This is a genomic window from Agrobacterium genomosp. 2 str. CFBP 5494 (assembly GCF_900013495.1).
Lineage (GTDB): Bacteria > Pseudomonadota > Alphaproteobacteria > Rhizobiales > Rhizobiaceae > Agrobacterium > Agrobacterium pusense.
Window position 1 is genome coordinate 1,642,708 of record NZ_LT009719.1, and the last position, 26,206, is coordinate 1,668,913.

Sequence of the window (26,206 nt, forward strand, 5' to 3'; positions counted from 1 at the left end):
TATGACCAATCCCGGCTTGCAACTCAAAACCCTTCTCACCGATCCCCTGACCATCGCCATTGGCGCATCGGCTTTCCTGCTGCTTGTCGGCGAATTGTTGTCGCCCGGCTTCGCACAGGGATCGCAGATCGTGCGGCTGCTGACGATTGCCGCCATTCTCGGTATCGTAGCGGCGGGCCAGAATCTCGTCATCCTCGGCGGACGCGAAGGCATTGACCTTTCCGTCGGCGCGATGATCTCGCTCGGCGCGGTGCTTGCCGGCAATATGATGAACGGGCAGAATGCCGGTATTCCCCTTGCCATTCTGGTTGCGGGCGGCATTCCGTTCCTGATCGGCCTCATCAACGGTCTCGGCATCACCTTCGTGCGTATTCCGCCGCTGGTAATGACGCTCGGCATGACGGCGGTCATCCAGGGCGGGCTGGTGGTTTATTCGCAGGGCGTTCCGTCAGGTGCGGCGGCTCCGCTGCTCGCAGGTTTCATCAACCGCCCGCTCATCTTCGGCATTCCCGGTGTACTCTTCGTCTGGCTGGGCATCGCCGCGATCATGCTCTTCGTCCTGCGCCGCACGGCTTTCGGCTTCGCCATTTACGCCATCGGCTCCAACGAGCGGGCGGCGACGCTGGTAGGTCTTCCTGTTCCGCTGATCCGCACGCTGCTTTATGGCCTTTCCGGCCTGTTCGCTGGCCTGACCGGGGTTTGCGTCATCGGCTATACCGGCACGTCCTTCATCTCTGTCGGCGACCAGTATGTGCTTCCGTCGATCATCGCAGTGGTCATTGGCGGCACCTCGCTGGCCGGCGGGGCTGGCGGATATGTCGGAACCATGGCCGGCGCAGTTGCGCTCACCATTCTGCAAAGCGTACTGATAACGCTCAACCTCGATGTATGGGCACGGCAGATCATATTCGGTGTCACGTTGCTAGCGCTGATGCTGCTTTATGGCCGCCAAAAGCAGTTGCGTGTGTGACAGATGAGCAAAGACCACAGTTCGAATATCAGGGAAGTTGCAGCTCTCGCGGGTGTCTCCATCGCGACAGTATCGCGCGCGCTGCAGCAACCCGACAAGGTTCGCCCGGAAACCCGCAAGAAGGTTTTCGATGCCGTTCGGCAGGCGAACTTCGTTCCCAATGCGCAGGCGGCCAGTTTCCGCCGCCAATCCAACAACACCGTCATCCTTCTCGTTCGCGATATCGGCAACCCCTTCTATCTCGAAATCTACAAGGGTGTTGAGGAAGCGGCGGGCGAAGCGGGCTTCAAGGTGCTTATGGGCGATGCCCGCAACGACGAGCACCGTGTGGCGACCCACATCGATATGGTACGGCAGAAACATGCCGACGGCCTCATCCTGATGACCGGGCAGTTCCCGTCCGAGCTTCTCGATCAGGGCGATGCGCTGCCGCCGATCGTCATCGCGTCGGAGACGGTGCCCGGCCTCGAGCTGCCGACCGTCAAGGTGGACAACCGCGCCGCATCGATGAACGCCGTGCGTCACCTCATGGAAGCGGGACATGAAAGGATCGTGCATCTGGCCGGTCCCGTACCGGAAAGTCTGGCGCAGGAACGTTTCGACGGTTACCGCGCGGCACTTGCGGAGGCCGGCATAGCTTATGCCGACGAACTGGTGGTGACGGGTGATTACAGCATTGAGGCCGGCCGGCAGGCGATTGCGGGTCTTCTCGAAGGCGGCATTGTCTTTACCGCGATCTTCGCATCGAGCGACCAGATGGCGATTGGCGCGATCAGCGAGTTGCGGGGCAGGGGCCTGTCGGTCCCGGGTGACGTCTCCGTCATCGGCTTCGACGATATCATCTTCGCCAATGCCTTTGAGCCGCCGCTGACGACGGTGCGTCAGCCCCGGCAGGAAATGGGCCGAAGGGCCATGGCGCTGATGGTGGACAGGCTGAATGGCAAACGCACCGCCGAGACCATCGTGCTGGATACGGAACTGGTGGTGCGCGGCTCGGTCGCGCCGTGCCGACCGCCGCACCGGTAGCGGCCAGACTGTGAATGCAAGGAGTGAAAGGACATGAAGACGATCAAAGGCCCGGCGATTTTCCTCGCGCAATTCGCCGGAAACGAGGCCCCTTTCGATACGCTCGACAATCTCGGCCAATGGGCGGCTTCGCTCGGCTACAAGGGCATCCAGGTGCCGACCGACCCCAAGCTCTTCGATCTGGAAAAGGCTGCGAAATCCAAGGACTATTGCGACGAGATCAAGGGCCGTCTGGCCGAGATCGGTGTCGAAATCACCGAGCTTTCGACGCATATTCAGGGCCAGCTCGTTGCCGTTCATCCCGCCTATGACGAGATGTTCGACGGTTTCGCTCCGACCGAACTGCGCGGAAAGCCGCAGGCGCGGCAGGAATGGGCGGTCAATCAGCTGATATGCGCAGCGAAGGCGTCGCGGCATCTCGGCCTCAAGAGCCATGCGACCTTCTCCGGCGCGCTCGCCTGGCCGTTCGTCTATCCGTGGCCGCAGCGCCCGGCGGGCCTTGTCGAAATGGCCTTTGCCGAGCTCGGCAAGCGCTGGACACCCATTCTCGATGCCTTCGAGGAAAATGGCGTGGATCTCTGCTACGAGCTGCATCCGGGTGAGGACCTGCATGACGGCGTCACCTTTGAGCGATTTCTCGAAGCCACCGGCGACCACGCGCGCGCCAACATACTCTACGATCCCTCGCATTTCGTGCTGCAGGCGATGGATTATCTCGGCTTCATCGATATCTACCACGAGCGTATCCGCGCCTTCCACGTCAAGGATGCCGAGTTCAATCCAACCGGCCGTTCCGGCGTTTATGGCGGGTATCAAAGCTGGGTCGATCGGCCGGGCCGTTTCCGTTCGCTGGGCGACGGGCATGTCGATTTCGGCGCGGTTTTCTCGAAGCTTACCCAATATGATTTCGATGGCTGGGCGGTTCTGGAATGGGAGTGTGCGCTGAAGCACCCGGAAGACGGCGCGCGCGAAGGCGTCGCCTTCATTGAAAACCACATTATCCGTGTGACCGAGCGGGCCTTCGACGATTTCGCCAAGAGCGGCGTCGATGATGCCGCCAATCGTCGCCTTCTCGGCCTCTGAAAGGGATAGCCATGTCTTCCGCACCAAAAAAATTCGACAGCCGCCGTATCCGTCTCGGAATGGTCGGCGGCGGTCAGGGCGCCTTTATCGGTGCGGTGCACCGCATCGCGGCCCGGCTGGATGATCGTTACGAGCTCGTGGCCGGAGCGCTTTCCTCCGATCCCGCGCGTGCGGCCGCTTCGGCAACCCTGCTCGGCATCGCGCCGGAGCGTTCCTATGCCTCGTTCGAGGAGATGGCCGCGGCAGAGGCCGGTCGAGACGACGGTATCGAGGCAGTCGCCATCGTGACGCCCAATCACCTCCATTTTGCGCCCTCAAAGGCCTTTCTCGAGGCCGGTATTCACGTCATCTGCGACAAGCCTGTGACCGCGACACTTGAGGAAGCAAAGGCGCTGGCCGAGATCGTCAGGGCGTCGGACAGCCTGTTTGTCCTGACGCATAATTACACCGGCTACGCCATGCTGCGGCAGATGCGGCAGATGGTGGCTGATGGAGCCATTGGCAAGCTGCGCCACGTTCAGGCCGAATATGCCCAGGACTGGTTGACCGAGGCGGTTGAGAAGACCGGTGCGAAGGGGGCGGAATGGCGCACCGATCCCAGCCGCTCCGGCGCGGGCGGCGCCATCGGCGATATCGGCACCCACGCCTTCAACGCCGCCGCCTTCGTTACCGGTGAAATCCCGAAGAGTCTTTATGCCGACCTGACCTCTTTCGTGCCGGGCCGGCAGCTGGATGACAGCGCCAATATTCTTTTGCGTTACGAAAGCGGCGCCAAGGGCATGCTTTGGGCAAGCCAGATCGCAGTCGGCAATGAAAACGCGCTGTCGCTGCGGGTCTACGGCGAAAAGGGCGGGCTTGAATGGCACCACCGCGTGCCGGATGAGCTGTGGTTCACCCCTTACGGGGAGCCGAAGCGGCTCATAACCCGCAACGGCGCAGGCGCAGGAGCCGCGGCCAACCGTGTCAGCCGCGTGCCATCGGGGCACCCGGAAGGATATCTCGAGGGTTTTGCGACGATCTACCGCGAAGCCGCAGATGCCATCATCGCCAAAAGGGAGGGAAAAGCAGCCGCCGGGGAGGTGATTTACCCCGGCATGGAGGACGGCCTTGCGGGTCTCGCATTCATCGATGCCGCCGTTCGCTCCAGCCAGACCTCGACCTGGATCAGTATCGATATCTAGGTCGCAGCCTATCGGAGGAGACGACACAGGGCGCCGAAGGTGGTGCTCAGCAAAGGTACACGTGTCGTCATGATCCCGCAGAATTCCTCGGTACCTTAAAGGGCAAGGTTTTTGCCATCCACGCCAAGGACAATGCACCGGCGGGCACGGCGGAAAACGAACGCGGCTTCGCCATACTTGGCACCGGCACGCTTGACTGGAAGACGATCCTGCCGGCGGCCAAACATGCCGGCGCAAAATGGTTCATCCTCGAGCACGACCTTCCGCTCGATGCCGAAGCGGTCGTAACCAAGGGCAACGCGTTCCTCAACGAACACCTGCCGACCGTTCAGTAAACACTGCCAGTAAAACCAGAACCGCTCCCCGGCGACCGGTTTCGGCGGGGAGCATGAGGTTCGGCAGACGCATGTCCATTTCCGCCGCGCCGCGACGGGAAGCGCTTTGCCCTGTCGTTTTTTCCAAGCTCACATCGGAGGAGTTATCATGGCAAACAATCATTATGATGCGATTGTTGTCGGCTCGGGCATCAGTGGAGGCTGGGCCGCAAAGGAACTCACGCAGAAGGGCCTGAAGGTTCTGATGCTGGAGCGTGGCCGCAATATCGAACACGTCACCGACTATCAGAATGCCGACAAGGAAGCCTGGGACTACCCCCATCGCAACCGCGCCACGCAGGAAATGAAGGCGAAATATCCCGTTCTCAGCCGCGATTATCTGCTGGAAGAGGCGACGCTTGGCATGTGGGCCGATGAGCAGGAAACGCCCTATGTCGAGGAAAAGCGGTTCGACTGGTTCCGCGGTTATCATGTCGGCGGCCGCTCGCTGCTGTGGGGACGCCAGACCTATCGCTGGTCGCAGACCGATTTCGAGGCCAACGCGAAAGAAGGCATCGCCGTTGACTGGCCGATCCGTTATGAGGACGTGTCCCCCTGGTATGACTACGTCGAGCGCTTCGCCGGCATTTCAGGCAGCCGCGAGGGGTTGGACATCCTTCCTGACGGGGAATTCCTGCCGCCCATTCCTCTCAATTTCGTGGAGCAGGATGTCGCAAGCCGGCCGAAGAAGGCGTTCAAAGGCACGCGCCACCTCATCAATTCGCGCTGCGCCAACATCACCCAGGAACTTCCCGATCAGGAACGCACGCGCTGTCAGTTCCGCAACAAATGCAGGCTGGGCTGTCCTTTCGGCGGCTATTTCAGTACGCAGGCATCCACCCTGCCGGCAGCGGTCGCTACGGGAAATCTCACGCTTCGTCCCTTCTCCATCGTCAAGGAAATCCTGTATGACAAGGACAAGAAGAAGGCGCGGGGGTGTCGAGATCATCGATGCCGAGACAAACCTGACCTATGAATATACCGCCGACATCATCTTCCTGAACGCATCGACGTTGAACTCGACCTGGGTGCTGATGAACTCGGCCACCGATGTCTGGGAAGGCGGGCTTGGCAGCAGCTCCGGCGAACTCGGCCATAATGTTATGGATCACCATTTCCGCATGGGCGCCACCGGCCAGGTGGAAGGTTTCGAGGACTTCTATTTCAAGGGCCGCCGTCCGGCGGGCTTCTACATTCCGCGGTTCCGCAATACCGGTGACGACAAGCGCAAATATCTGCGCGGTTTCGGTTATCAGGGCTCCGCCAGCCGGTCGCGCTGGGAGCGGGAGATCGCGGAATTGAATATCGGCGCCGATTACAAGGAAGCGCTGACCGAGCCGGGTGGCTGGACCATCGGCATGACCGCCTTCGGTGAAATGCTGCCCTATCATGAGAACCGCGTGAAGCTGGATCATGAGAAGAAGGACAAGTGGGGCCTGCCGGTCCTTTCCATGAATGTCGAGATGAAGCAGAACGAACTCGACATGCGCGAAGACATGGTCAATGACGCCGTCGAGATGTTCGAGGCGGTCGGCATCAAGAACGTCAAGCCCAGTCGTGGCAGCTATGCGCCGGGCATGGGCATTCACGAAATGGGAACGGCCCGCATGGGACGCGACCCGAAAACCTCTGTCCTTAACGGCAACAACCAGGTCTGGGATGCGCAGAACGTCTTCGTCACCGATGGCGCCTGCATGACTTCGGCCTCCCGCGTCAACCCGTCCTTGACCTATATGGCGCTGACGGCGCGTGCGGCCGATTTCGCCGTTTCCGAACTGAAGAAGGGGAACCTGTGATGAACAGACGCGAACTGCTGAAACTCATAGCCGTTGCGACCGGCCTGCCGCTGATCGGTGCGGATATCCTGACAGCCGCCGAAAACGCTGCCAGGCCCGCCGGGGGTGCCCATGTCTTTACCCCCGAGGAAATCCGCTTTCTGGACGAGGTGGCGGAAACCATCATTCCGCGGACCTCCACGCCGGGCGCGAAGGACGCGGAAGTCGGTGCATTCATGGCCGTCTATGCGGCCGATTGCTACACTGACGAACAGCGGACACTCTTCCTTTCGGCCATTTCCGATATCGAGAAACGCAGTCAGGCCGAACACGGGAAGGCCTTTGTGGATTTGACCGCCGAACAGCGCCAGGCGCTGCTTTCTGTGCTGGACAAACAGGCCAAAGCGGAACAGTCGCCGGCAAAACCGCATGCTTTCACGCTGGTCAAGCAGCTGACACTGCTTGGTTTCTTCACCTCGAAGATCGGCGCCACGGAAGTTCTCGTCTATGACGAGATTCCCGGTGGCTTCGAGGATCGCGTTCCCTACAAGAAGGGCACGCCTGCCTGGGGCACGACCTGAAGAAAATCGCCGGCCCGTCTGCTTCCGCGGACGGGTCGTACTCAAGCGGCAAGACAAGGATGACACGATGCGCAAAATAACAATCATCGCGGCGGCAATGTTTGCCGCAAGCGCCATTCCTGCTTTTTCGGAGGGCGATGTTGCCAAGGGCGAGGCCGTCTTCAAGCGGTGTTCCGCCTGTCACGCCATCGGTGAGGGCGCTAAAAACAGGGTCGGCCCGCAGCTTAACGGGATTATCGGCCGCGCGGCGGGCGGCGTGCCGGACTATACTTACTCGGCTGCGATGAAAAAAGCGGGCGAGGAAGGCCTCGTCTGGACGCCGGAAGAATTGCGGGCATTCCTGAGCGCGCCCAAAAAGAAAATCCCTGGCAACAAGATGGCGCTGGCCGGCATCAGCAAGCCGGAAGATCTGGACAATCTCATTGCCTATATTGAAAGCGCGGCTTCGAAACCTGCAGAGTGATGGCGGCCTAGGCGGGGGAGGATAGGCTGATCCTCCTTCCGGCTGCTGCCGGGAGAGGACGGCCAATGTCATAGAACCCGCCCCGCTTCCTCGATGAATCTTCGCACCAGCGGCAGATGTCGTCTTTCGGCAAGGCAGATCGCATATTCATCGATGAGTTCGGTGGCATCGCAGAGCGGCACGAAGGAAAGGCGCGCGTCGTGACCGAATTCCAGATCGGCCACCACGCCGCATCCCACACCGTTGGCGATGGCTTCTCGCACGCCCTCGCGGGAGGAGATTTCTATGACGGGCTGGATGGAGATGCCGTGATCGGCAAGGTTCTTTTCGAAGATTTCGCGGGTGCGCGATCCCCGTTCTCGCATGACGAAGGACAGGCCTTTAAGCTCTGCCACGAAGACGCTCTCCCGCGCCGCCAGCGGGTGAAAGACGGGCACGCACAGGCCAAGCCGCATGCTGAGGAATTTGACGCCATAGAGGCGCGGATCATCAGGTGCACGGGCGGTAATGGCGACATCGGCGCGATAGTCGATGATCTGTTCCATCACCCGCGCGGAATTGTCCACCGAGAGCGAAAAGGTTAGCTGCGGCCGCTCTGCCTTCAGCCGCGAGAGGATCGGCAGCGGCAGCACGGGACCATCCGCTGCAACGCGCAGATGCCCGCCCGCAGACCCCGTATCGCCGCGCAGGAAGGCCTTGGCCTCGTTTTCGGCCTGAAACAGGCGCGCGGTGATTTCGAACAGGCGTTCGCCCTGCGGGCTGAGGCTCACCCCCCGCGGTTTTCTTTCCAGAAGGTTCACACCGCTGATCGCCTCCAGCTCGCGCACATGGGCTGAAAGGGTGGATTGGCTGATCGCCATGTCCCGCGCGGCCTGGGAAAAGCCGCCCGATTGTGCGACGATGTGAAAGGCCTTCAGCTGGGTGGTCGACATGAGATCCTGTTCTGCCGGCGCTAGCGCCGTGTGCGCCTTCCTTCTGCCGTGCGATTATCGGCGAAAACGCTGACAACACCATGACGCCCGCGAGAAGGCTTCGTTTACCCTGTGGCGTAACCGATGGCGGCCATGGGAAATCGCTATGGCGCGTTTACACTTTGTTAAGAATTCGTCATCCGGGCGTTAGCCCCTGCCTCTAATCGTGCCGCCATGGCCTCGGCCAATCCGTTTCACGCAAAAAGGCCCAAGAGATGACGACTTCGCAAAACTCGATCGCCAACCCCATCGAAACCTCTTCCGACTGGCTGCTGAAGATCCCGGACCTCTCGCAGCAGCAGAGCATTCTCGTTTCGCCCGGTGGCACCGGCACGGTAACGTCCTACAGCCTGGTATATGACGTCTATTTCCCTTCGGGCGGCTCCACCGAATGGATACCCTTCCTTCAGACGGATCTTACCAACAGCAACGACGGCGACATTTTTGGCTCTGCAAGCAGTGCCAGCTACGGTATCGGCATCGGCGGTAATTATCGCGGCACGGCCAAACTGGATGCCTGGAACCGTGTTGGTGTCACGATCGAAAAGAATTCGAACGGCACCGTTTCGATGAATAAATACGTCAATGGCGACTATATCGCGACCCAGCAGATATCGTCCAATCCGGGGCGCTTCGCCATCGACCTGTCCAAAGGCTTCCTGATCTTCTCGGATGAGGATGGCGATACATCTCCCGGCTATCTCAGCAATTTCCTCTTTCTCCAGAAAGTGCTGACGAAGGCCGAAATGTCCTATCTGGGCGCAGCAAAAGCATCGGGTATTCTACCGGATGTAATGAAGCAGGCGGCAGAGCAGACAGGCGCTCTCGAAGTCCGTTTCTCGGAAGGCTCGGCCGCACCCGCAATCGGCACGGGAACGATTACCGCAAAGGGCACCACGCTCGAATTCACGACGCCTGCAAAGGCTAACGTCCTGGGAATTGGCGAGACGGCCCCTGTCGATCCGTCGGCCGTGGCAAAAACCGCCATGATCAGGGACATGATGGTGACGCCCGACGCGGCAAACGTGACGATCGATCTGTCGAAGTACTTCTCCGGTGAAAAGCTTACCTTCACCGTGCAGAACAGCGAAAACAAGGTCGTGAATGCGGTCCTTGCGGAAGGCAACAAGCTGACGCTTGACTTTGCCGAACTCGGCCATTCCGACATTCGTGTGACCGCGACGGACGCTGCCGGCAAAAGCATGGCCGACGACTTTCGTGTGCGTGTGGCCGGCCCGAACGCCTATACGATTGCGGTTTTTCCAGACACGCAGGACTATACCTCGAACGATGGCATAAAGCATCTCTTCGGCGACATGACGCAGTGGCTGGTCGATAACCGCCAGAGCCACAACATCGTCTTCATGAGCCATGTGGGCGATATCACCCAGAACAACCAGTCGTCCGAATGGGATATTGCCGAAGCTGCGCTGCGCAAGCTCGATGGCAAGCTGCCCTATGCGCTGCTTCCCGGCAATCACGATCAGGGCTCGTCCGGCAACGCCGCAAACCATTCTTCCGACCAGCTGGACAGCCGTTTCTCGGCTGCAAAGCAGGCGGCGACCAATGCCGGCACCTTCGGGGGCGCTTACGATCAGGAACAGGCCGCCGCCCGCAACACCTACAGCACCTTCACCGCGCCTGATGGGACCAAGTGGTTGTCCATTTCGCTCGAATTCGGCCCGCGCGACGACGTGATCCGCTGGGCAGGCGATGTGATCGAGAAGTTTCCCGACCATCGCGTGATGCTTGCAACGCATTCGCTGACGAGCTATGCCGGCCGTCAGGACAATCTGGCCTTGCCGCTCTATGACGAAGGCGCCGGCTATGATTACGGTATGCGCACCGACCAGCGCGGCGCAAACGACGGCGAATATGTCGCCCGCGTCTTGTTGTCCCGTTATCCGAACATCGTCATGACCTTCTCCGGTCACATCTTCGGCGATGGCGCAGAAACCGACATCACCTACAACCAGTATGGCGAGCCGGTCTTCCAGTTCCTGGTCAACTACCAGAACGGCGTATCCCGCGAAATCACCGGCAACGGCATCGAGTCGCGCGGCAATAACGGCGGCAACGGCGCGATACGCCTGATCACCATCGATCCGGACAATAACCGCATCTCCACCGAAACCTACTTCACCGCCTTCGACGATTACCTCGACGGTTACCGCAGCAAGCCGGAAATCGATCGCAACGGCCTGACCGGTTATTATCGCGGTCATCAGGAAGTGTTCGAAAACGTCTATGTCGGTGCAGGCAAGGCGCGCGCCATGGCCGATGCCGGTGACGACATCGTCGCCAGTGCGGCAGCCGGTGCATCGAAGGCAAGCGTTAACCTCTCAGCGGCCAAATCACTGCTATCGGCAGACATCAAGAAATTCGTCTGGACTGACAAGAACGGCGATGTGGTTGCCGAAGGCAAGGAAGCGGTTGCCGATCTTTCGCTCGGCAAGCACAAGCTGACGCTGACGGCAACCGACGCCAACGGCGTCAAGACCACCGATAAGATCGACGTTCTCGTTCGCGGCGACCGCACCCTGCTGGTTGAAAACTTCAATGACGGCAAGGCGGACGGCTGGGCCACCAATTTCGGCGCGACCGATGGCAACACCGGCAACTTCCTGCTCAAGGGCACGGTATTTTCGCGCTCGAGCACAACGGATGGCCTTGCCGCTCCGGAGGCAGCGCTCTTCGACCAGAGCGATGCGACCGGCAACAAGCTTGTTTATATTGGCGGACAATCGGCCGGCTGGAGCGACTACGTCCTGGAAGCGACGCTCATCCAGCTCGATAATGACGCAATCGGCGTCTACTTCTATTACAAGGACGCGAGCAACTACTACCGCTTCTCGATGGACGGAGAAACGAACCGCCGCCAGCTGATCAAGGTTTCGGGCGGCAATGAAGTTCTGCTCGCCTCGGTCAATGAGGGCGTCCAGTATAATATGGAGCTTCCGCTGACCGTCTCGGTTGTCGGCGGCGTCATCAACGTCTTCCTGGGTGACAAGAACGTCTTTGGCGGCCCCGTCGTGGATGCGACGTCGCCGCTCTCCGGCGGCACGGTTGGCGTCTATTCCAGCGGTCAGCGCGCCTCGGTTTTCGATGACATCGTCGTCACGCGCGCGGTCACGACCGCCAAGGCCGGGATCGACCAGCGGGTCTACGACCTGGATGGCGATGGCAAGGCTTCCGTCACGCTCGATGCATCCGGCTCCTTTGGCCCTGAGCATCTGACTGGCTTCGTCTGGACGGACCTCGACGGCAATGTCGTCGCCACAGGCAAAAAGGTCGACGTCGCGCTCGATACCGGCATCAACAGGCTGATCCTGAAGGTCACCTCCGCCAACGGTGCCGTTTCGACCGATCGCGTTGATGTTACGGTCGTGGAGAAGGCGAAAATTCTCGTTGCCGAGGATTTCTCCTCCGCAGAAGCCATGGCGCGCTTCAAGATTGTTGACGATGGTGAGTTCGGCGGTATCGGACCGGATGGAAAGTCGTCCGAATGGTTGATCTCCAACGGCAGGCTGGTTCAGACGACCGAGCTTGCAAGCCGTGAGCTGACCTGGAGCGGCGCAACCAACTCCGACTACTGGAAGCGTGGCTGGAGCCCGATGGGGGACGGCGTCAACGTGCTGCGACTTGGCACTTATGCGCTCTTCAACGACCCGGCAGCGCTGGCATGGACCGACTACGCCATCGAAACGACTTTCCAGACACCTGACAAGGACGGCCTCGGCTTCCTGTTCCGCTACAAGGACAGCAAAAACTATTACAAGCTCGAACTGGATGCCGACGGCATTCTTGATCGTACTCCGAGCAATGGTGCCGGCAGCATCTTCAATCTCGTCCGGATGCGAAACGGCATCGAGGAAATCCTCGCTCAGGTGCCGGGCAAATATGAGCCTGGCCAGGACACGAAGCTGCGCGTCGAGGTCATCGGCGACAAGATCACCGCTTTCCTCAACGAAGAGGCGCTGTTTGCCTATCCCATCGGTGATCGCGAACTCGACGCGGGTACTTTCGGCCTCTATTCCTGGGGTAATAAGGGTCTGGCCTTCGACAATCTGACGGTGGTCAATCTGAAATCCGGCCTCGAGGCGGGCACAACCATCAACGGCACGGAAGCGCGCGACACCCTCGTGGGTACAGATGCCGATGAAACGATCTTCGGCCACGGGGGCAATGACCGGTTGATCGGCAACGCCGGCAACGACCGCCTAGCGGGCGGCGATGGTAACGACGTGCTGATGGGCGGGGCAGGGCGTGACGCGCTGTCCGGCGGCAACGGTGACGACGTGCTGTTTGGCAACGAGGGCAACGATATCGTCTCCGGCGGTCTGGGTGACGACGTCATCGAAGGCGGTACCGGCAACGATCTGCTGCTGGGCGGTGATGGCTCCGACACCTATGTCTATGGCCGCGGTGACGGCTCCGACGACATCGTCGAGACCGCTGGTGCAACGGGCGACAAAGACGTTCTCGTTCTGCACGATATTGCCAGAAACGAAGCCGTCCTGCACAAGTTCGGCGACAACGTCGAAATCGAATTCGGCAACGGTGAAAAAATCTCGCTGCGCAACCAGCTCGCTGGCGGCGGTCTAGAACTGGTGACCTTCGCCGACGGAACGCTTCTCAACCGCGATGCGATCGTCAAGGGTCTTGTCAACCGTGGCCCGGTTGCTGCTGCCGATACGCTGGCTGCAGTCGATGAAGATGCGGCATCCTTCCTTATTTCCTTCGCCACATTGCTGGCGAATGACAAGGACGCCGATCTCGACCAGCTGGCGGTGACGGGTGTCTCCCTTGTCGCGGGTGGAACAGCGGTTATGGAGGAAACGGGCATCCGCTTCACCACGGCTGCCGATTTCAACGGCACGGCGTCCTTCAGCTACAGGATCACTGACGATCGCGGCGGTTCGAGCGAGGCGACGGCAAGCTTCACCGTCAAGCCTGTCAATGACGCACCTGTTGCCGCCTCCATCGCCGTCAAAACGGATGAGGATGTTGTCCTGAAGGGCAAGGTCGTTGCATCCGATATCGATGGCGATACGCTGACCTTCGCCATCAAGGCTGATGCCGGCGCGGCGAAGGGCGAAGTCAAGATCGACGCGGCGACCGGTGAGTGGGTCTATACGCCGAACGCCAATGTGAATGGAACCGACAGCTTCACGGTCGTCGTTTCCGATGGCAGGGGCGGCAGTGCCGAGAGCGTCGTCTCCGTGACGATCAATCCCGTCAACGATGCGCCCGTGGCCGTAGACGACAGGATCACCGTATCGGAAAAGGATAACGCCAGCTTCGATCTGGTCGCCAACGACACGGATGTGGAAGGCGATCGCCTGACGCTCATCAGCGTCGCTGTGGCGGCCGTTACCGGTCTCGCGCTGACCAGCGAGCAGGCCGCTGCCGCCTTCTCCGTGGTCGATGGCAAGCTGGTTGTTGATCCTTCCTCGGCTTTCGCGGCCCTGGAAGATGACCAGCAGGCGGTCGTGACGCTCACCTATACGGTCCGCGACGCCAATGGCGGCGAAGCGCACGGCACGACAACCGTGACTGTGAACGGCTACACCGAATACACCATCGTCAGCGGTACTGACGGTAACGACGTCCTGGTGGCTGGCGATGGCAAGGACATGCTGGAAGGTGGTGACGGCAACGACACGCTGCTGGCCGGTGCCGGCAACGACATGGTGGATGCGGGCGCTGGCAACGACCGTGTTGTTGCTGGTGACGGCAACGATATCGTCGAGGGCGGCGCCGGTAACGACGTGCTGATGGGCGGCGCCGGCAATGATGTTCTTCACGGCGGTGCTGGCAACGACCAGCTGAACGGCGGATCGGGCGATGACACGCTGATCGGCGGGGCGGGCAACGATGTGCTGACCGGTGGCAGTGGTGCGGATACCTTCGTTTTCGCAGCCGGCAGCGGCCGGGATGTGGTGACGGACTTCCAGGCCGGCGCCGACGGCAAGGATGTCGTCGAACTCTCGAAGGACGTCTTTGCGGATTACCAGGCGTTTATCGCCTCCGGGGTCTTCACGGATGGCGACCACGGTGCCGAGATCGCCTTCAAGGACGGGTCGACGATTACCTTCGATGGTGTGAAGACCGAGCAATTCGTCATCGACGACTTCCGCTTCGCGTAAACCAAAAGGGCGCATCCATCCGGGTGCCCTTCAAATCGCGCCAAACCCGCCGATTTCGGCGGGTTTGTGCTTGAGGGAGCCTGGCAGGAGTGGCGCACCCTGTCGGCAAAGACGAAGTAAGAAAACGTCTTCGTCATTGGCCCCCCGGGGGCCGGAGAGCACGCTGTCGCCAATATTGCTGCAGCGGACGTGCTGACCGGCGCTGGCGCCGGACGCGATCGCCCATATTCGGACGGCGACCTGTTGGATGGCCAGCGTCGAACCAGCTGCCGGGGAATATCTCAAATCATAATCGATGTAGGGGAGGGCGGTTTTCATCGCCGATGCGTGTGATGACTCATGAATTTTCTTGATCGATTGTCGCAAATGCACGCGCAAGATTGACGTTTTTCCGGTGCGGCGCTACCACCTGTGCCGGTGCCCGTCAGCCGACGGTCATTCGCTGAAATAGCGGCTGGTCGGCGTACTCGGGTTGTCGTGTCAAAGGGGGAACCGTCCTTGTCGCTTTATCCTGTTCTCCTCGGCAGGCTCGCCCGGCCGGATCTGTTTTCCGATCTTGCAGGCATCGCTCTCGGCGGCAAGGCTTGGTCGGGCGCGGAATTCGATGTTTTAAATCCTTCGACCGGTGCGCTGCTCGCGCGGCTGCCGGATATGGGGCCCTTGGAAACCCGGGACGCGATCGACCGCGCGGCTGAAGCACAAGGCGTGTGGCAGAGCCTGCCGGCCAAGGATAAGAGCGCGGTGATGCGCCGCTGGCACCAACTGATTGTTCTCCATTCGGACGATCTCGCAACGATCCTGACGGCAGAAATGGGTAAACCGCTGACGGAGGCAAAATCCGAAGTCGCCCATGCCGCTGCTTACGTGCAATGGTATGCCGAGGAGGCGAACCGCATCTATGGCGAAACGATTTCCGCCCCTTCCAACGATCGGCGGATGCTCGTTATCAAGCAGCCGGTGGGCGTGGTGGGCACCATCACGCCGTGGAATTTCCCAGCATCCATGGTCGCCCGGAAAATTTCGCCCGCACTTGCCGCCGGCTGTGCCATCGTATTGAAACCAGCGGAACAGACGCCGCTGGTGGCAGGGGCAATGTTCGTGCTCGCGCGGCTCGCCGGTTTTCCGGAGGGGGTGCTCAACCTTATCTATGCCAGTCACGGCGCCGATGTCGGTGCGGAATTGTGCACCAATGCCAAGATACGCAAGATCAGCTTCACCGGCTCAACCGAAGTCGGGCGGTTGCTGATGAGCCAATGCGCGCCGCAGATAAAGAAGCTCAACCTCGAATTGGGCGGCAATGCACCCTTCATCGTTTTTGACGATGCCGATATTGATGAAGCCGTCGAAGGCGCCATTCAGGCGAAATTCCGCAATGGCGGACAAACCTGTGTCTCGGCCAACCGCATCTATGTGCAGTCGGCGGTTCATGATGAGTTTTCGGAAAAATTCGTTGCGCGGGTGGCAGAATTGAAGGTTGGCGACGGCTTCGATCCCGAGGTGACCATCGGTCCGATGATCGACAGCCACGCCATCGGCAAGATCGAGGCACATCTGGCCGACGCCAGCGCAAGAGGCGGCACAATAAGGTGCGGCGGCAAGCGTGTCGGCAATGGCGGAACCTTTTTCGAACCAACGGTCCTCACCGGCGTCACCAGCGCGATGCGGGTGGCGCAGGAAGAGACTTTCGGACCTTTAGCGCCGATCATCCGTTTCAACGATGCGGAGCAGGTTGTGCGTGAAGCCAATGACACGATCTACGGTCTGGCTGCCTATTTCTACGCCTCCAATCTCAAGCGCGTGTGGCGTGTTGCCGAAGCCCTGGAATATGGCATGGTCGGTATCAATACCGGCCGCATGTCGTCGGAAGCAGCTCCTTTCGGTGGTGTCAAACAATCCGGCATCGGGCGCGAAGGTTCGCGCCACGGCATGGAGGATTATCTTGAAATGAAATATCTCTGCATGGGCGGCATATAGCGGCCGGCCGTCACGGGTTCCCGTGGATCATCGCCCCCAGTAGCATTTGTGCGCCAGCGACGCTGGCTGCGATCAGCCTGTCGTTCATCAACGAGAAATGCAGGGTGGGCTGGTGAAGCAGCAGCCCTTTACTAAACCGATGGCCGCCATGGGAAATCCCTATGGCGCGTTTACGATTTTTCAGGTCTCCGTCATCCGCACGTTAGCCTTTGCCGCTAGGCGTGCCGACATGGCTCTCGGGCCACTCCCGTGTCGCGAAGGAAGGGCAGGAGATGACGACCTCTTCAAACATGATCGCCGGCCCGCTCGCGATGCGCTTTTTCCCGTTCGCGGAAGATTGTCACAGGCGTATTGCCACCGGCTGACCCCACCGCCGCGATTTCAATGGACAGTAAAATGCGTTTCCAATCCGCCAATAGTAATGTTCGTAAGATCAAGGGTGTATTTGCGGGCTGCGCCGTCGCTTTCATCGGCGTCGGTCTCATGAGCGCCCTGGTCAATATTCTTTATCTCACCGGCTCGCTGTTCATGATGGAGGTCTATGACCGCGTCCTGCCCAGCCGCAGCCTGCCGACGCTGGTGGCGCTGTTCGCCATCGTGGTGGCGCTTTACGTATTTCAGGGCCTGTTCGATGCCCTGCGCGGGCGCCTTCTGGTGCGCATCTCCGATCGTCTCGATCAGGTCCTCTCCTCGAGGGTCTACGAGGCGGTGATCGGATTGCAATTGCGCCTGCCGGTCAGCGGCGCCCAGGCACACCCGCTTCGTGATCTCGATACAATCCGCTCTTTCCTGTCGGGAAGCGGGCCGACGGCCTTGTTCGACCTGCCCTGGCTGCCTTTTTATATTGCCATCTGTTTTGCCTTTCATTTCTGGCTTGGCGCCACCGCGCTTGCCGGCGCCGCAATTCTCACCGCGTTCACGCTGATGACCGAGCTTGTCTCCAGACGCCCCGTCGAGGAGGCCGCGCGACACGCCTCCCAGCGCAATCGGTCGATTGAAAGCGTGCGCCGGAACGCCGACATCGTCGCCGTCATGGGTATGGTTCCGCCCCTGCGCGATCGCTGGCAGACGGGCAACCGCGCTTATGTGCGCGAACAGCGCGCTGCAAGCGATATAGCCTCCGGTTTCGGCGTGGCAAGCAAGGTGCTGCGCATGCTGCTGCAATCCGGCATTCTGGCGGTTGGGGCGTGGCTGGTCATCAATGAGCAGGCGACACCCGGCATCATCATCGCCGGCTCCATCCTGTCGGCGCGGGCGCTCGCGCCGGTGGATCTCGCCATCGCCAACTGGAAGGGCTTCATCGCTGCCCGGCAGAGCCGCCGCCGTCTCGAAAAGACGCTTGCGCTGTTGCCGGATGCCGCCATGCGCATGGACCTTCCGGCGCCCCGCTCCCTTCTCTCCGTCGAACGTGTCGGCGCCATTCCACCGGAAGCGACCGAGCCGGTTCTGCAGGATGTCGCCTTCACGCTGGCGGCCGGCAGCGCCCTTGGCGTGATCGGCGCGAGCGGTTCGGGGAAAAGTTCGCTCGCACGGTTGCTGGTCGGCCTCTGGCGCCCGCTCAAAGGCTCGATCCGGCTGGATGGCGCAACGCTGGACCAATGGCCGGCAGAGGCGCTGGCGCGCCACATCGGCTACATGCCGCAGGCAATCGACTTGCTGGACGGCACCATTGCGGAAAACATCGCCTCCTTCGACCGGCAGGCGAGTTCGGAAAAAATCATCGCGGCCGCCCGTGCTGCGCGCATCCACGACCTCGTTGTGAGCCTGCCCGATGGCTATTCCACTCTGGTAGGCGAAACCGGCCGGCAATTGTCGGCGGGGCAAAAACAGAGGATAGCGCTGGCGCGTGCCCTTTATGGCGAGCCGTTCTTCGTTGTGCTCGACGAACCCAATTCCAACCTCGATTCCGAAGGCGAAGAGGCGCTGACGGCTGCCATTCTCGGCATTCGCGAGCGTGGCGGCGTGGCCGTCATCATCGCCCATCGTCCAAGCGCGCTTCTGGCCGTGGACAAGGTGCTCATGCTCGCTGACGGACGGCAGCAGGCCTTCGGCGCCAAGGAGGAAGTACTCGCCAAGGTGCTGCGTCCGGTCGGTGGTTCGGCAGGCGCCCTCAAGGTCGTGCAGGCCACGGAAGCAGGAAAGATCTGAATATGGATGAATGGCAGACACTCAGACGCTCGATCCGCAACCATATTTTCGTTGGTGGACTGGGTTTTCTAACCCTCGTCGGCGTCTTCGGCGGCTGGGCCGTCGGTACCGAGATTGTGGGTGCGGTCATCGCGCAGGGTTCTCTGGTGGTGGAAACCAGCCTGAAGAAAGTCCAGCATCCCGTGGGCGGCGTTGTCAGCGAACTGGCCGTGCGGGACGGAGACCGGGTCAAGGCAGGCGATGTGGTCATGCGTATCGATGCGACGATGACCAAGGCCAATCTCGCCATCATCGTCAAGAGCCTCGATCAATTCACCGCCCGCAAGGCGCGGCTGGAGAGCGAGCGTGATCGGGCCGGCCGGGTGATTTTTCCGCAAACGCTGCTCGATCGCGCCGGCGATGGCGAGGTTCTGGCCATGATGAATGCCGAACAGCGCCTGTATGAAAACCGCAAGGCGGTTCGCGAAAGTAAAAAACGCCAGCTCGAACAACGCGTGCGACAGCTTCGCGATGAGATAAGCGGCATGGAAGCCGAGCGCGCGGCGAATTTCCGCGAGCAGGGCATGGTCGATGAAGAGCTCATACGCTTTCGCTCCCTGCATGAAAGGGGGCTGATGGAAAAAAGCCGCCTCAGCACACTGGAGCGTCAGGCGACGGATATCGACGGTGATATTGGCCGGCTGATGGCCGGCATTGCCGGGGTCGAAGCGAAGATCAGCGAAACCGCGCTGCAAATCCTGCAAATCGACGAACAATGGTCGGAAGAGGTGGGTTCCGATCTGCGCGAAATGGATGCGCGCATCGGTGAATATGTCGAGCGCCGGGTGGCGGCCGAAGACCAGCTGAAGCGCGTCGATATCCTGGCGCCGCAGGATGGGGTGGTGCACCAGCTTTCAGTGCACACCATCGGTGGTGTTGTGGCGCCCGGCGAGCAGATCATGATGATCGTGCCGGAAGTCGACAAACTGGTGGTCGAGGTCAAGGTCGCGCCGCAGGATATCGATCAGATCTATTACGGTCAGCTGACCAACCTGCGCTTCTCCGCCTTCAACCAGAAAACGACGCCGGAAATAACCGGAACGGTGGAACGTATCTCCGCTGATGTGACGGTGGATCAGCGAACGGGCACCAGCTTTTATCTGGTACGTGTTGCCACGTCGCAAGAGCAGATAAAGCGTCTTGGCGAATTCAGCCTCATGCCCGGCATGCCGGTGGAAGCTTTCATCACGACAGGTGAGCGAAGCGTCTTGTCCTATTTCCTCAAGCCGTTGATTGATCAGGCGAACCGCACCTTCAGAGAGGCCTGAAGGCAATGGGCGAGGGGCGTAGCTAGCGAAATGGTTTGCTCAATTCTGCGATGTCATGCGCTTTCATTAGCGCGTGGCGTTGCAGTTTTCATGGGGCGCTCGGAATTTTGAGCGGTTAGGCCGCCAAGCGGCGTGATTTGGGCGTGACTATTCCGTGTGATGTGGCCCGGTGTCGTTCCATGAAGCGGATTGTATGTCCGTAACGCCCCCTTCCGCTAATCGTTGTGCGACAAACCCTAGGGGGTAGCTTCCCTTCGCAACTGCATCGCGTTCGTCGAGGCAGGTCCAACCTGGGACAGGCAGCTCATGCTGTGCCGTGTTTTTGCTTTCCGGAGAAACTGAACGGCCGTGTTGAAGCCGGGACTGGAAGCGAAGCGCCCGCATTGTGCGAGTTCCAAAAAGTTTGAATTGACCGCCTCTCGCGGCGAGGCAAAACTTGGGGCATTGGCAAGGGAGAGCAAAAATGGACCAGCCGTGGCGTCACATGACAAGCGCACCGAAAGACGGTACCCGGATTCTCGTGACGATCCGCTCGTCGGAGCAAGGCCCGGCACAGGTGGATCTTGTTTATTGGTCCAATGGCGACCGGCTCGGAGCAGAAGGCTGGCGAGCTTCGGATTCCTCACCGGGTCGGATAATTGAATATGCGGAACCGGAGCTGAAGTGCTGGATGCCGGTTCCGGCGGCGAATACCGGTGGGCTCTCGGCGCCATCTCCCTGGGAAGGGGATGATGACCGCGAGCTTTTCGGATCCGGAATATGATGGGTGGAATTGCAGTGAATTTGCGGGAATATCGCGGTGTATCATCCCTGCCGCGTCCGCGGAACTGATATCGCAAGTGCGGCTGCATCATCCTGATGCCCTGCGCGCAGGATCGCGTGCGGGCATGGATGTCATGCTCAGAGCATTCTCGATTGCAGCGCCTGAGGCGGTGTTGTCGAAGACGCACCAACCGTCAGGCGCAACGAGTTCGCAAAAGTGCCTGATCTCATCGTCGCTATAAGTGGAATAATAGATCTTTGGTTTTCCGTGCAGGCGAACATATCGCGGGGGTTCGTTGAAGGTTTCCGCAGGCCACACGAGCGCCGGATCGGCGAAAACGCGGTCAATCTTGTATGTTTTCAGCAAATCAATCGCGTCCTGCGACGCCCAGCTCTCGTGCCGGGCTTCAATGACAATCTGCCCTTTATCAGACCCACGCATCGCCTCGAACGCCCTGTCTGACGTCCGGATATCAAAGGCAAGCGATGGCGGAAGCTGACACAGAAGCGGTCCACGCTTTCGACCCAGTGGCGCAAGGTCTTCTATGAAAGTTTCAAACGGCTCGGCTATATCGTTCATTCTGCGCGTATGCGAAATCTCTCTGGGCATCTTTGCAGAGAAACGGAAGGTGTCGGGCACGGATTCAGCCCACCGCGCGAAGGTGGACGCCTTGTGCCGACGGTAGAATGTGGAGTTGATTTCGACTCCATCAAAGACCGAGGCGTAACGTTGAAGGCCGCTCCCTTCTGCCGGGAACCGGTCGGCCACCTTTCTCGGGATGGACCAGGCCGCAGTGGCAATGATTGGCAAATCGTGTCTCCTTCCCCTCACCGGATCCAGTTCAACTCTTTAAAGCTCGATTTCAGCTCAAGAATTTGCTCTAGCCAAGTTCGTCTTAAAACCTCGTCGGCTGACAAGGTTCCGCGACGGTGATCCGGTCGGGGGTCCAGCCGGCTCTTTTCAGTGTCGCTTGCTGGTAAATAGCCGGTTGCAGCATCGAGACGGATCTGGGTGCTCGAATAGTATTCCCGTTACACAGTGTTGGGTGTTGGCGTCTGCGTCTTCCCGTGAGAGTAGCGCTGAAACAGGACAATGACCCGGAGCCGGGACTGACTGATGATTGAAATTTCCGCTGCTGCCAGTTGGCTAATGGCTGAGTTCCGGCCGGGCTTGGAACACTTCGACAAGGTCCGCGGTTTGTACCAAGGGTCAAGGCGGAAAAGAGAGGAGATATAATGTCTAACTCAAAATCCACGGATGGCGGTTACGCCGAAAACACGGGTACGACCGACAATCGGTTCGGCTACTCGCTTGAAAGCCAGGCTCAGTTTGACGATGCCACCGAGATAGCGCGCGGAACGGCCGCCGGCGAAACCCTCAATGTTTATCGCCTTGAACCTGTTGCGGCGCCGGACGACCCACGCTGGCAGAATGCGCCTGCCCACGGAACCGTGGTCGTCGCAGCGCGGACGGCGGGTGATGCACGGGTTGTCGCTGCAGGTGCGGAACTCGATTTCATGGAGATCGACGCCCTTCCCGCTGAAGACGTGTCGACGTTGAATGCAAGCGCCTTTAGAGATGAAAAACTCTATACGGTGATCGAAGTGGAACACGGTCGACAGGGTCTGACGCGAGGGGTGATGGACGGCGATGTCCGTATAGACACCATCAAGCCAGTGCAGATCTGAGAACGTGCCGACCCGAAGGGCTGCGGAATTCTCCGTTCTGCCGCAGGCTTTCAGTTATCAGCTCCGATCTGGGTAACGATATGATCGTCAGCTCACCCGGCGGGCCTGCCCCCCGTCAGGGGATACGCGTTCCGGGCCAAGCTGCGAGAGCAAGGTCGATCAGCCGCTTCAGCAAGGCGTTGCAGGCGCCGTCGCAGGCTTGGGCGGACATGCCCTGGATGATCGCACCATAAAAGCGGGCAAGCGTGTCGGTATCGGTTCCCGCCGGCAGTTCCCCTTCGTCGACTGCACGGTCGAAGCGGGTCTTGAGGGCCTGCATCGATGCCTCGCGCAATGTCGCCGTCAGACGCGCTACGGACGCATTTTCTTCCGCATGCTGCAGGACGGCCGTGGAGACCATGCATCCGCGCGGCTTGTCCGGCTGGGTGTCTCCATCGGCAATATCGTAGAGGTAAAGCCTCAGAGCTTCGTAAAGCGGCAGATCGGACTGCAATATGTCGGATCGACGGCTGTTTTCACGAGCAATGCTGAAATCCAGCGCCTGGCGGTACAACTCCTCCTTCGATCCGAACATCGAATAGAGCGTCGGGGGGTTGATGCCCATCGCTTTCGTCAGATCGGCGGTCGAGGTTCCTTCGTAGCCGCGCTCCCAAAACAGCCGTGCCGCGATGTCGAGCCCAACGTCGCGATCGAGCAGGCGGGGCCTGCCTCGTCTGCGGACTGGTGTCTCCATAAAATAGTGATCCCTATTAAATTGTTGACAGATGTGTTTCGCTCCTTATTGTAGGGGTCACTATTTATTTTTGCAACGGAGTGATCAATGTCCAGACGACTTGCAGACAAGACAGCCCTTATCACTGGAGGTTCACGCGGCATCGGCCGGGCGGTTTCCCTTGCCTTTGCCAGGGAGGGTGCCGCGCTGATTGGCGCGCATTATGCCGCCAACGCGGATGCGGCCAATGCCACGGTGCGCGAGATCGAAGGGCTCGGCGTCAAGGCCGTCGCCGTGAAGGCCGATCTCAAACAGGGCAAGGACGCGGCCGACAGCCTGTGGGCGCAGTTCAGCGAAGCAGCGGAGATCGAGACAGGCTCGACCGCTCTCGACATTCTCGTGAACAATGCCGGTATCGCGCCCGCACTGCCATTGAAGCAGACGAGCGAAGCCGCGTTCGATGAGGTGATGACGATCAACTACAAGGCGCCGTTTTTCCTGATCCAGGCCGTGGCCGACCACATCCGTGAAAACGGCCGTATTATCAACGTGTCGACCGGGTTTACGCGGATCGCAGCGCCGACTCATCCCGCTTACGCCGCGTCCAAGGGCGCGCTGGAAACGTTGACATTGGCGCTGGCACCGGAGTTTGCTACGCGCGGTATCACAGTCAATGCCGTGCTGCCGGGTGTCACGGAAACCGACATGAATGCAGAGTGGCTGTCGTCTCCGGAAGCGCGCGCTGGCGCCGAAGCCCTCTCTGTATTCTCGCGCGTCGGAAAGGCGGAGGATATCGCCGACCTGATTACCTTCCTCGCATCCAGCGATGCCCGCTGGACGACGGGGCAGATGATCGATGCAACGGGCGGCGCCCGCATCTAGGGTACGTTGCTCTTGCTTTAGCTAAAGCTGTTCAAGCAAAAGCAGCCCACGAGGAGAGTCTGATTAAGTTCAGCTTGCTCGTCGTTCATCATCACATCCACGGGCGCTACGCGTGTCCGTGGCGTCGTTATCCCCTTGTGCGGTGCCGCCGAGCTACGCGCAAACGTGGTCGCGGACATGTGACGCGCTGATCCCTGCAGATTGATTCTGCCGGCACGCCGTCTAAACGCTTTGCACGACCATCGAGCGGGATGCAGCCCAAGGCAAAGCCACCGGCGCTGTCGCGGCGGGTTCAGCCAAATTCCGATAGTGTTCCGTCGCGCCTGCAGCCTGCCTTGGCAAAAGCCGTCCATTTCTAAATTATTCTGCCGCGATTGTTACGTTTCCGAAACGAGCTTTGACGAGAAGCGCGGCTTCTGCGATTGCCTGATTTACCCGGGCGTTCACCACGGGAGAAACCTGCCCTTCCACGTAATCCCGGCCGGAGGTGTAGATTGCGGTCGGCGTCACGAAGGATTCGAAAAAGGCAAATAGCGGCCTGAGTTGGTGTTCCACCACAAGCGAGTGCCGGTCTCCGCCGCCTGTCGCCGTCAAGATGACAGGTTTGCCCCTGAGGTCGGCGGGATCGAGAAGATCGATGACGTGTTTGAAGAGGCCGGTATAGCTTCCCTTGTAAGTTGGTGAACCGATCACCAGAGCTTCAGCGTCGATGATGGTCTGAACGACCTGCTGCGCGCCGCCTTCCAGGTCCGCTACGGATCGTGCCGAGCTCAGGGAGGGGCCGAGATCCTCAACGTCGAAAACCTGATGTTGCAGGCCCAGTTGGCCGGCCAGCGCCTCGCTGACGCTTTCGACGAAGCGCTTTGTGCTTGATGGCCGCGATGTGTTGCCGGAGAAACCGACGATCAGATTGTTGCTCATTGAACTTTCTTTCGGGTGATCCTGCATAAATGCGGTTTGTGTCTGCGCGCCCTAGGCCGTCTTGAGAATCGACAACCCGGCCGGATGTGCCGATCGATCATTCTCGCCGGTCTTCCACTTCTCAAAGGCGGCGCGTCCGAGAATGGCGACGGACGTGTCTTCCTGAGGTGCATGGACGAGGACTGACTGGATATCCCGGAAATGACGCTCGAGCCCGAGATCGGCATTGAGACCCGGGTTGCCGATGCCGCGGACCGCCAGCTGGACAGCGTCGCGGATTTGCCTCCCGGCGAGAAGGCGGGCCCTTATCAGGTGTTCGGCATCGCCAATATGGTTTGCGAGCGCGCCAAAGATGATCTGGCGGGCGCCGGCAACCAGAAGGTCGATTTCACCCGAGAGTTCAACGAAACGTTCCGTTTGCGCAATCGGGCGGCCAAGATTAGCCGGCACGCGCTCATGCGCGAAGCGGATGAACGCTTCTTGGGCGGCTTCGGCCGCGCCCAGATAGATGGCAGTGAGTGCAAGCGTCATTGCCGCGTGGCCGCGATTATCCTGCTGGGCGACCGAGGGATCAACGAGCTCCAGCACATTTTCTGCCGGGATTTCAACTTCGGTGTACTCGACATCGTGCGAACCGGTCGCCCGCATGCCGAGGCTTTTCCAGTTCTCGATAATCTTGATGCCGGGCAGACCGTTGGGGACGACGAAGGTGCCGACCCGCGGCTGAACCTCATCGGTATGCGCCCAGACGAGAAAATGGGTGAGGCCATAGGCACCCGTTACGAAGCGCTTGCGGCCCGTGATCAACCAGCCATTTGCCGTCCGGTGCGCACGCGTGGCCGGCAATCCGCCGCGGGCCGGCGACCCCAGCTCTGGTTCCACACGCGCGGCGTTCAGAAGAAGCGGCTGCTGCTTTGCCTGTGAAAGAAGTTCCCTATAGAGACCGTCCGGCCAATGGCCCTTCGTGGCCTGCCCGAGATGTGTAAAAATCGTCATTGCGCTGATCAGCGCTACAGAAGGATCGCCTCGCCCGAGCGCCGCCAGAATATGGGCTGCGGTGCTCAAGGTTCCTCCCGGCCCGCCATAACGCGTGGCCACCGTGCTTTCGAGAAGTCCAGCCTGATGAACGGCGCGAATACCGGTCCAGGGAAACTGACCGGTCTGATCCGCATCCGATGCGGCTTCGGAAAGGACGCGCGCGGCTGCGTCGAGTGCGGTGGGGTCATAGGACATGCGGA

The 26,206-nt window shown here is 60.2% G+C and carries 19 protein-coding genes and 2 pseudogenes; 15 read left to right on the plus strand and 6 right to left on the minus strand.

The window, feature by feature from the left end; genetic code table 11:
• The first annotated feature begins 1 nt into the window (after nt 1).
• From AGR2A_RS22505 to AGR2A_RS22540, 8 genes and pseudogenes are all read left to right on the plus strand, one after another.
• Nucleotides 2–970 carry an ABC transporter permease gene (locus AGR2A_RS22505; RefSeq protein ID WP_004445396.1) on the plus strand — a complete coding sequence of 323 codons (969 nt, stop codon included), beginning with the start codon at nt 2–4 and terminating at the stop codon, nt 968–970.
• 3 nt (nt 971–973) lie between these two features.
• A complete protein-coding gene (locus AGR2A_RS22510) occupies nt 974–1,996 on the plus strand; it encodes a LacI family DNA-binding transcriptional regulator (RefSeq protein WP_006698393.1) in 1,023 nt (340 codons plus the stop codon).
• A 33-nt stretch (nt 1,997–2,029) separates the two neighbouring features.
• Nucleotides 2,030–3,079, plus strand: coding sequence for a sugar phosphate isomerase/epimerase family protein (locus AGR2A_RS22515; protein ID WP_072493110.1), 1,050 nt, complete (start codon nt 2,030–2,032; stop codon nt 3,077–3,079).
• Nucleotides 3,080–3,090: 11 nt separating this feature from the next.
• Nucleotides 3,091–4,260, plus strand: coding sequence for a Gfo/Idh/MocA family protein (locus AGR2A_RS22520; RefSeq protein WP_072493109.1), 1,170 nt, complete (start codon nt 3,091–3,093; stop codon nt 4,258–4,260).
• Between the two features lie 68 nt (nt 4,261–4,328).
• Nucleotides 4,329–4,595: pseudogene (locus AGR2A_RS30375) on the plus strand (sugar phosphate isomerase/epimerase); the annotation flags it as partial.
• A gap of 148 nt (nt 4,596–4,743) precedes the next feature.
• Nucleotides 4,744–6,430, plus strand: a pseudogene (locus AGR2A_RS30380) (GMC oxidoreductase).
• Entirely contained in the window at nt 6,430–6,990 is a 561-nt protein-coding gene (locus AGR2A_RS22535) for a gluconate 2-dehydrogenase subunit 3 family protein (protein WP_072493108.1), read from the plus strand. Before AGR2A_RS30380 ends, AGR2A_RS22535 begins: the two are co-directional and overlap by 1 nt.
• Before the next feature lie 67 nt (nt 6,991–7,057).
• Entirely contained in the window at nt 7,058–7,453 is a 396-nt protein-coding gene (locus AGR2A_RS22540; protein WP_004445382.1) for a c-type cytochrome, read from the plus strand.
• A gap of 68 nt (nt 7,454–7,521) precedes the next feature.
• Here the strand turns inward: AGR2A_RS22540 and AGR2A_RS22545 are convergent, their stop codons facing one another.
• Nucleotides 7,522–8,385 carry a LysR substrate-binding domain-containing protein gene (locus AGR2A_RS22545; RefSeq protein ID WP_072493107.1) on the minus strand — a complete coding sequence of 288 codons (864 nt, stop codon included), beginning with the start codon at nt 8,383–8,385 and terminating at the stop codon, nt 7,522–7,524.
• 254 nt (nt 8,386–8,639) lie between these two features.
• Between AGR2A_RS22545 and AGR2A_RS22550 the strand changes: the two genes are divergently transcribed.
• Nucleotides 8,640–14,573 carry an Ig-like domain-containing protein gene (locus AGR2A_RS22550; protein ID WP_167378239.1) on the plus strand — a complete coding sequence of 1,978 codons (5,934 nt, stop codon included), beginning with the start codon at nt 8,640–8,642 and terminating at the stop codon, nt 14,571–14,573.
• 30 nt (nt 14,574–14,603) lie between these two features.
• On the opposite strand, the gene AGR2A_RS22555 is transcribed toward AGR2A_RS22550, so the two are convergent.
• A complete protein-coding gene (locus AGR2A_RS22555) occupies nt 14,604–14,951 on the minus strand; it encodes a hypothetical protein (RefSeq protein WP_080823376.1) in 348 nt (115 codons plus the stop codon).
• Nucleotides 14,952–15,116: 165 nt separating this feature from the next.
• Here AGR2A_RS22555 and AGR2A_RS22560 point away from each other — a divergent pair, with 165 nt between their 5' ends.
• From AGR2A_RS22560 to AGR2A_RS22575, 4 genes are all read left to right on the plus strand, one after another.
• Nucleotides 15,117–16,547, plus strand: coding sequence for an NAD-dependent succinate-semialdehyde dehydrogenase (locus AGR2A_RS22560; protein ID WP_072493427.1), 1,431 nt, complete (start codon nt 15,117–15,119; stop codon nt 16,545–16,547).
• 396 nt (nt 16,548–16,943) lie between these two features.
• Nucleotides 16,944–18,695, plus strand: a complete 1,752-nt coding sequence (locus AGR2A_RS22565; protein ID WP_072493105.1) for a type I secretion system permease/ATPase — start codon at nt 16,944–16,946, stop codon at nt 18,693–18,695.
• 2 nt (nt 18,696–18,697) lie between these two features.
• Nucleotides 18,698–20,002, plus strand: coding sequence for an HlyD family type I secretion periplasmic adaptor subunit (locus AGR2A_RS22570; RefSeq protein WP_052114222.1), 1,305 nt, complete (start codon nt 18,698–18,700; stop codon nt 20,000–20,002).
• 463 nt (nt 20,003–20,465) lie between these two features.
• The gene (locus AGR2A_RS22575; protein ID WP_004445373.1) at nt 20,466–20,765 is read left to right on the plus strand and encodes a hypothetical protein; all 300 of its coding nucleotides are present in this window, start codon (nt 20,466–20,468) and stop codon (nt 20,763–20,765) included.
• A gap of 87 nt (nt 20,766–20,852) precedes the next feature.
• Here AGR2A_RS22575 and AGR2A_RS22580 read toward each other — a convergent pair whose 3' ends face one another.
• Nucleotides 20,853–21,575: a DUF72 domain-containing protein gene (locus AGR2A_RS22580; RefSeq protein WP_072493104.1), complete on the minus strand. Its 723-nt coding sequence runs from the start codon at nt 21,573–21,575 to the stop codon at nt 20,853–20,855.
• Nucleotides 21,576–22,000: 425 nt separating this feature from the next.
• On the opposite strand from AGR2A_RS22580, the gene AGR2A_RS22585 reads away from it, so the two are divergent.
• Nucleotides 22,001–22,453: a hypothetical protein gene (locus tag AGR2A_RS22585; RefSeq protein WP_072493103.1), complete on the plus strand. Its 453-nt coding sequence runs from the start codon at nt 22,001–22,003 to the stop codon at nt 22,451–22,453.
• A gap of 115 nt (nt 22,454–22,568) precedes the next feature.
• On the opposite strand, the gene AGR2A_RS22590 is transcribed toward AGR2A_RS22585, so the two are convergent.
• Nucleotides 22,569–23,186: a TetR/AcrR family transcriptional regulator gene (locus AGR2A_RS22590; RefSeq protein WP_006698382.1), complete on the minus strand. Its 618-nt coding sequence runs from the start codon at nt 23,184–23,186 to the stop codon at nt 22,569–22,571.
• An 87-nt stretch (nt 23,187–23,273) separates the two neighbouring features.
• On the opposite strand from AGR2A_RS22590, the gene AGR2A_RS22595 reads away from it, so the two are divergent.
• Nucleotides 23,274–24,047, plus strand: a complete 774-nt coding sequence (locus tag AGR2A_RS22595) for an SDR family oxidoreductase (protein ID WP_072493102.1) — start codon at nt 23,274–23,276, stop codon at nt 24,045–24,047.
• Between the two features lie 360 nt (nt 24,048–24,407).
• Here AGR2A_RS22595 and AGR2A_RS22600 read toward each other — a convergent pair whose 3' ends face one another.
• Both AGR2A_RS22600 and AGR2A_RS22605 read right to left on the minus strand, forming a co-directional pair.
• The gene (locus tag AGR2A_RS22600) at nt 24,408–24,968 is read right to left on the minus strand and encodes an NAD(P)H-dependent oxidoreductase (RefSeq protein ID WP_072493101.1); all 561 of its coding nucleotides are present in this window, start codon (nt 24,966–24,968) and stop codon (nt 24,408–24,410) included.
• A gap of 51 nt (nt 24,969–25,019) precedes the next feature.
• Complete coding sequence (locus tag AGR2A_RS22605) at nt 25,020–26,201, minus strand: acyl-CoA dehydrogenase family protein (RefSeq protein WP_072493100.1); 1,182 nt, start codon at nt 26,199–26,201, stop codon at nt 25,020–25,022.
• Nucleotides 26,202–26,206 lie beyond the last annotated feature (5 nt).

Excerpts from the sequence above, each read along its gene's own strand:
- AGR2A_RS22515 (WP_072493110.1), top strand. The coding sequence starts at position 2,030 with ATGAAGACGATCAAAGGCCCGGCGATTTTCCTCGCGCAATTCGCCGGA.
- AGR2A_RS22505 (WP_004445396.1), top strand. The coding sequence starts at position 2 with ATGACCAATCCCGGCTTGCAACTCAAAACCCTTCTCACCGATCCCCTG.
- AGR2A_RS22575 (WP_004445373.1), top strand. The coding sequence starts at position 20,466 with ATGGACCAGCCGTGGCGTCACATGACAAGCGCACCGAAAGACGGTACC.
- AGR2A_RS22510 (WP_006698393.1), top strand. The coding sequence starts at position 974 with ATGAGCAAAGACCACAGTTCGAATATCAGGGAAGTTGCAGCTCTCGCG.
- AGR2A_RS22535 (WP_072493108.1), top strand. The coding sequence starts at position 6,430 with ATGAACAGACGCGAACTGCTGAAACTCATAGCCGTTGCGACCGGCCTG.
- AGR2A_RS22585 (WP_072493103.1), top strand. The coding sequence starts at position 22,001 with ATGTCTAACTCAAAATCCACGGATGGCGGTTACGCCGAAAACACGGGT.
- AGR2A_RS22605 (WP_072493100.1), bottom strand. The coding sequence starts at position 26,201 with ATGTCCTATGACCCCACCGCACTCGACGCAGCCGCGCGCGTCCTTTCC.
- AGR2A_RS22570 (WP_052114222.1), top strand. The coding sequence starts at position 18,698 with ATGGATGAATGGCAGACACTCAGACGCTCGATCCGCAACCATATTTTC.
- AGR2A_RS22590 (WP_006698382.1), bottom strand. The coding sequence starts at position 23,186 with ATGGAGACACCAGTCCGCAGACGAGGCAGGCCCCGCCTGCTCGATCGC.
- AGR2A_RS22565 (WP_072493105.1), top strand. The coding sequence starts at position 16,944 with ATGCGTTTCCAATCCGCCAATAGTAATGTTCGTAAGATCAAGGGTGTA.
- AGR2A_RS22520 (WP_072493109.1), top strand. The coding sequence starts at position 3,091 with ATGTCTTCCGCACCAAAAAAATTCGACAGCCGCCGTATCCGTCTCGGA.
- AGR2A_RS22595 (WP_072493102.1), top strand. The coding sequence starts at position 23,274 with ATGTCCAGACGACTTGCAGACAAGACAGCCCTTATCACTGGAGGTTCA.
- AGR2A_RS22600 (WP_072493101.1), bottom strand. The coding sequence starts at position 24,968 with ATGAGCAACAATCTGATCGTCGGTTTCTCCGGCAACACATCGCGGCCA.
- AGR2A_RS22540 (WP_004445382.1), top strand. The coding sequence starts at position 7,058 with ATGCGCAAAATAACAATCATCGCGGCGGCAATGTTTGCCGCAAGCGCC.
- AGR2A_RS22550 (WP_167378239.1), top strand. The coding sequence starts at position 8,640 with ATGACGACTTCGCAAAACTCGATCGCCAACCCCATCGAAACCTCTTCC.
- AGR2A_RS22545 (WP_072493107.1), bottom strand. The coding sequence starts at position 8,385 with ATGTCGACCACCCAGCTGAAGGCCTTTCACATCGTCGCACAATCGGGC.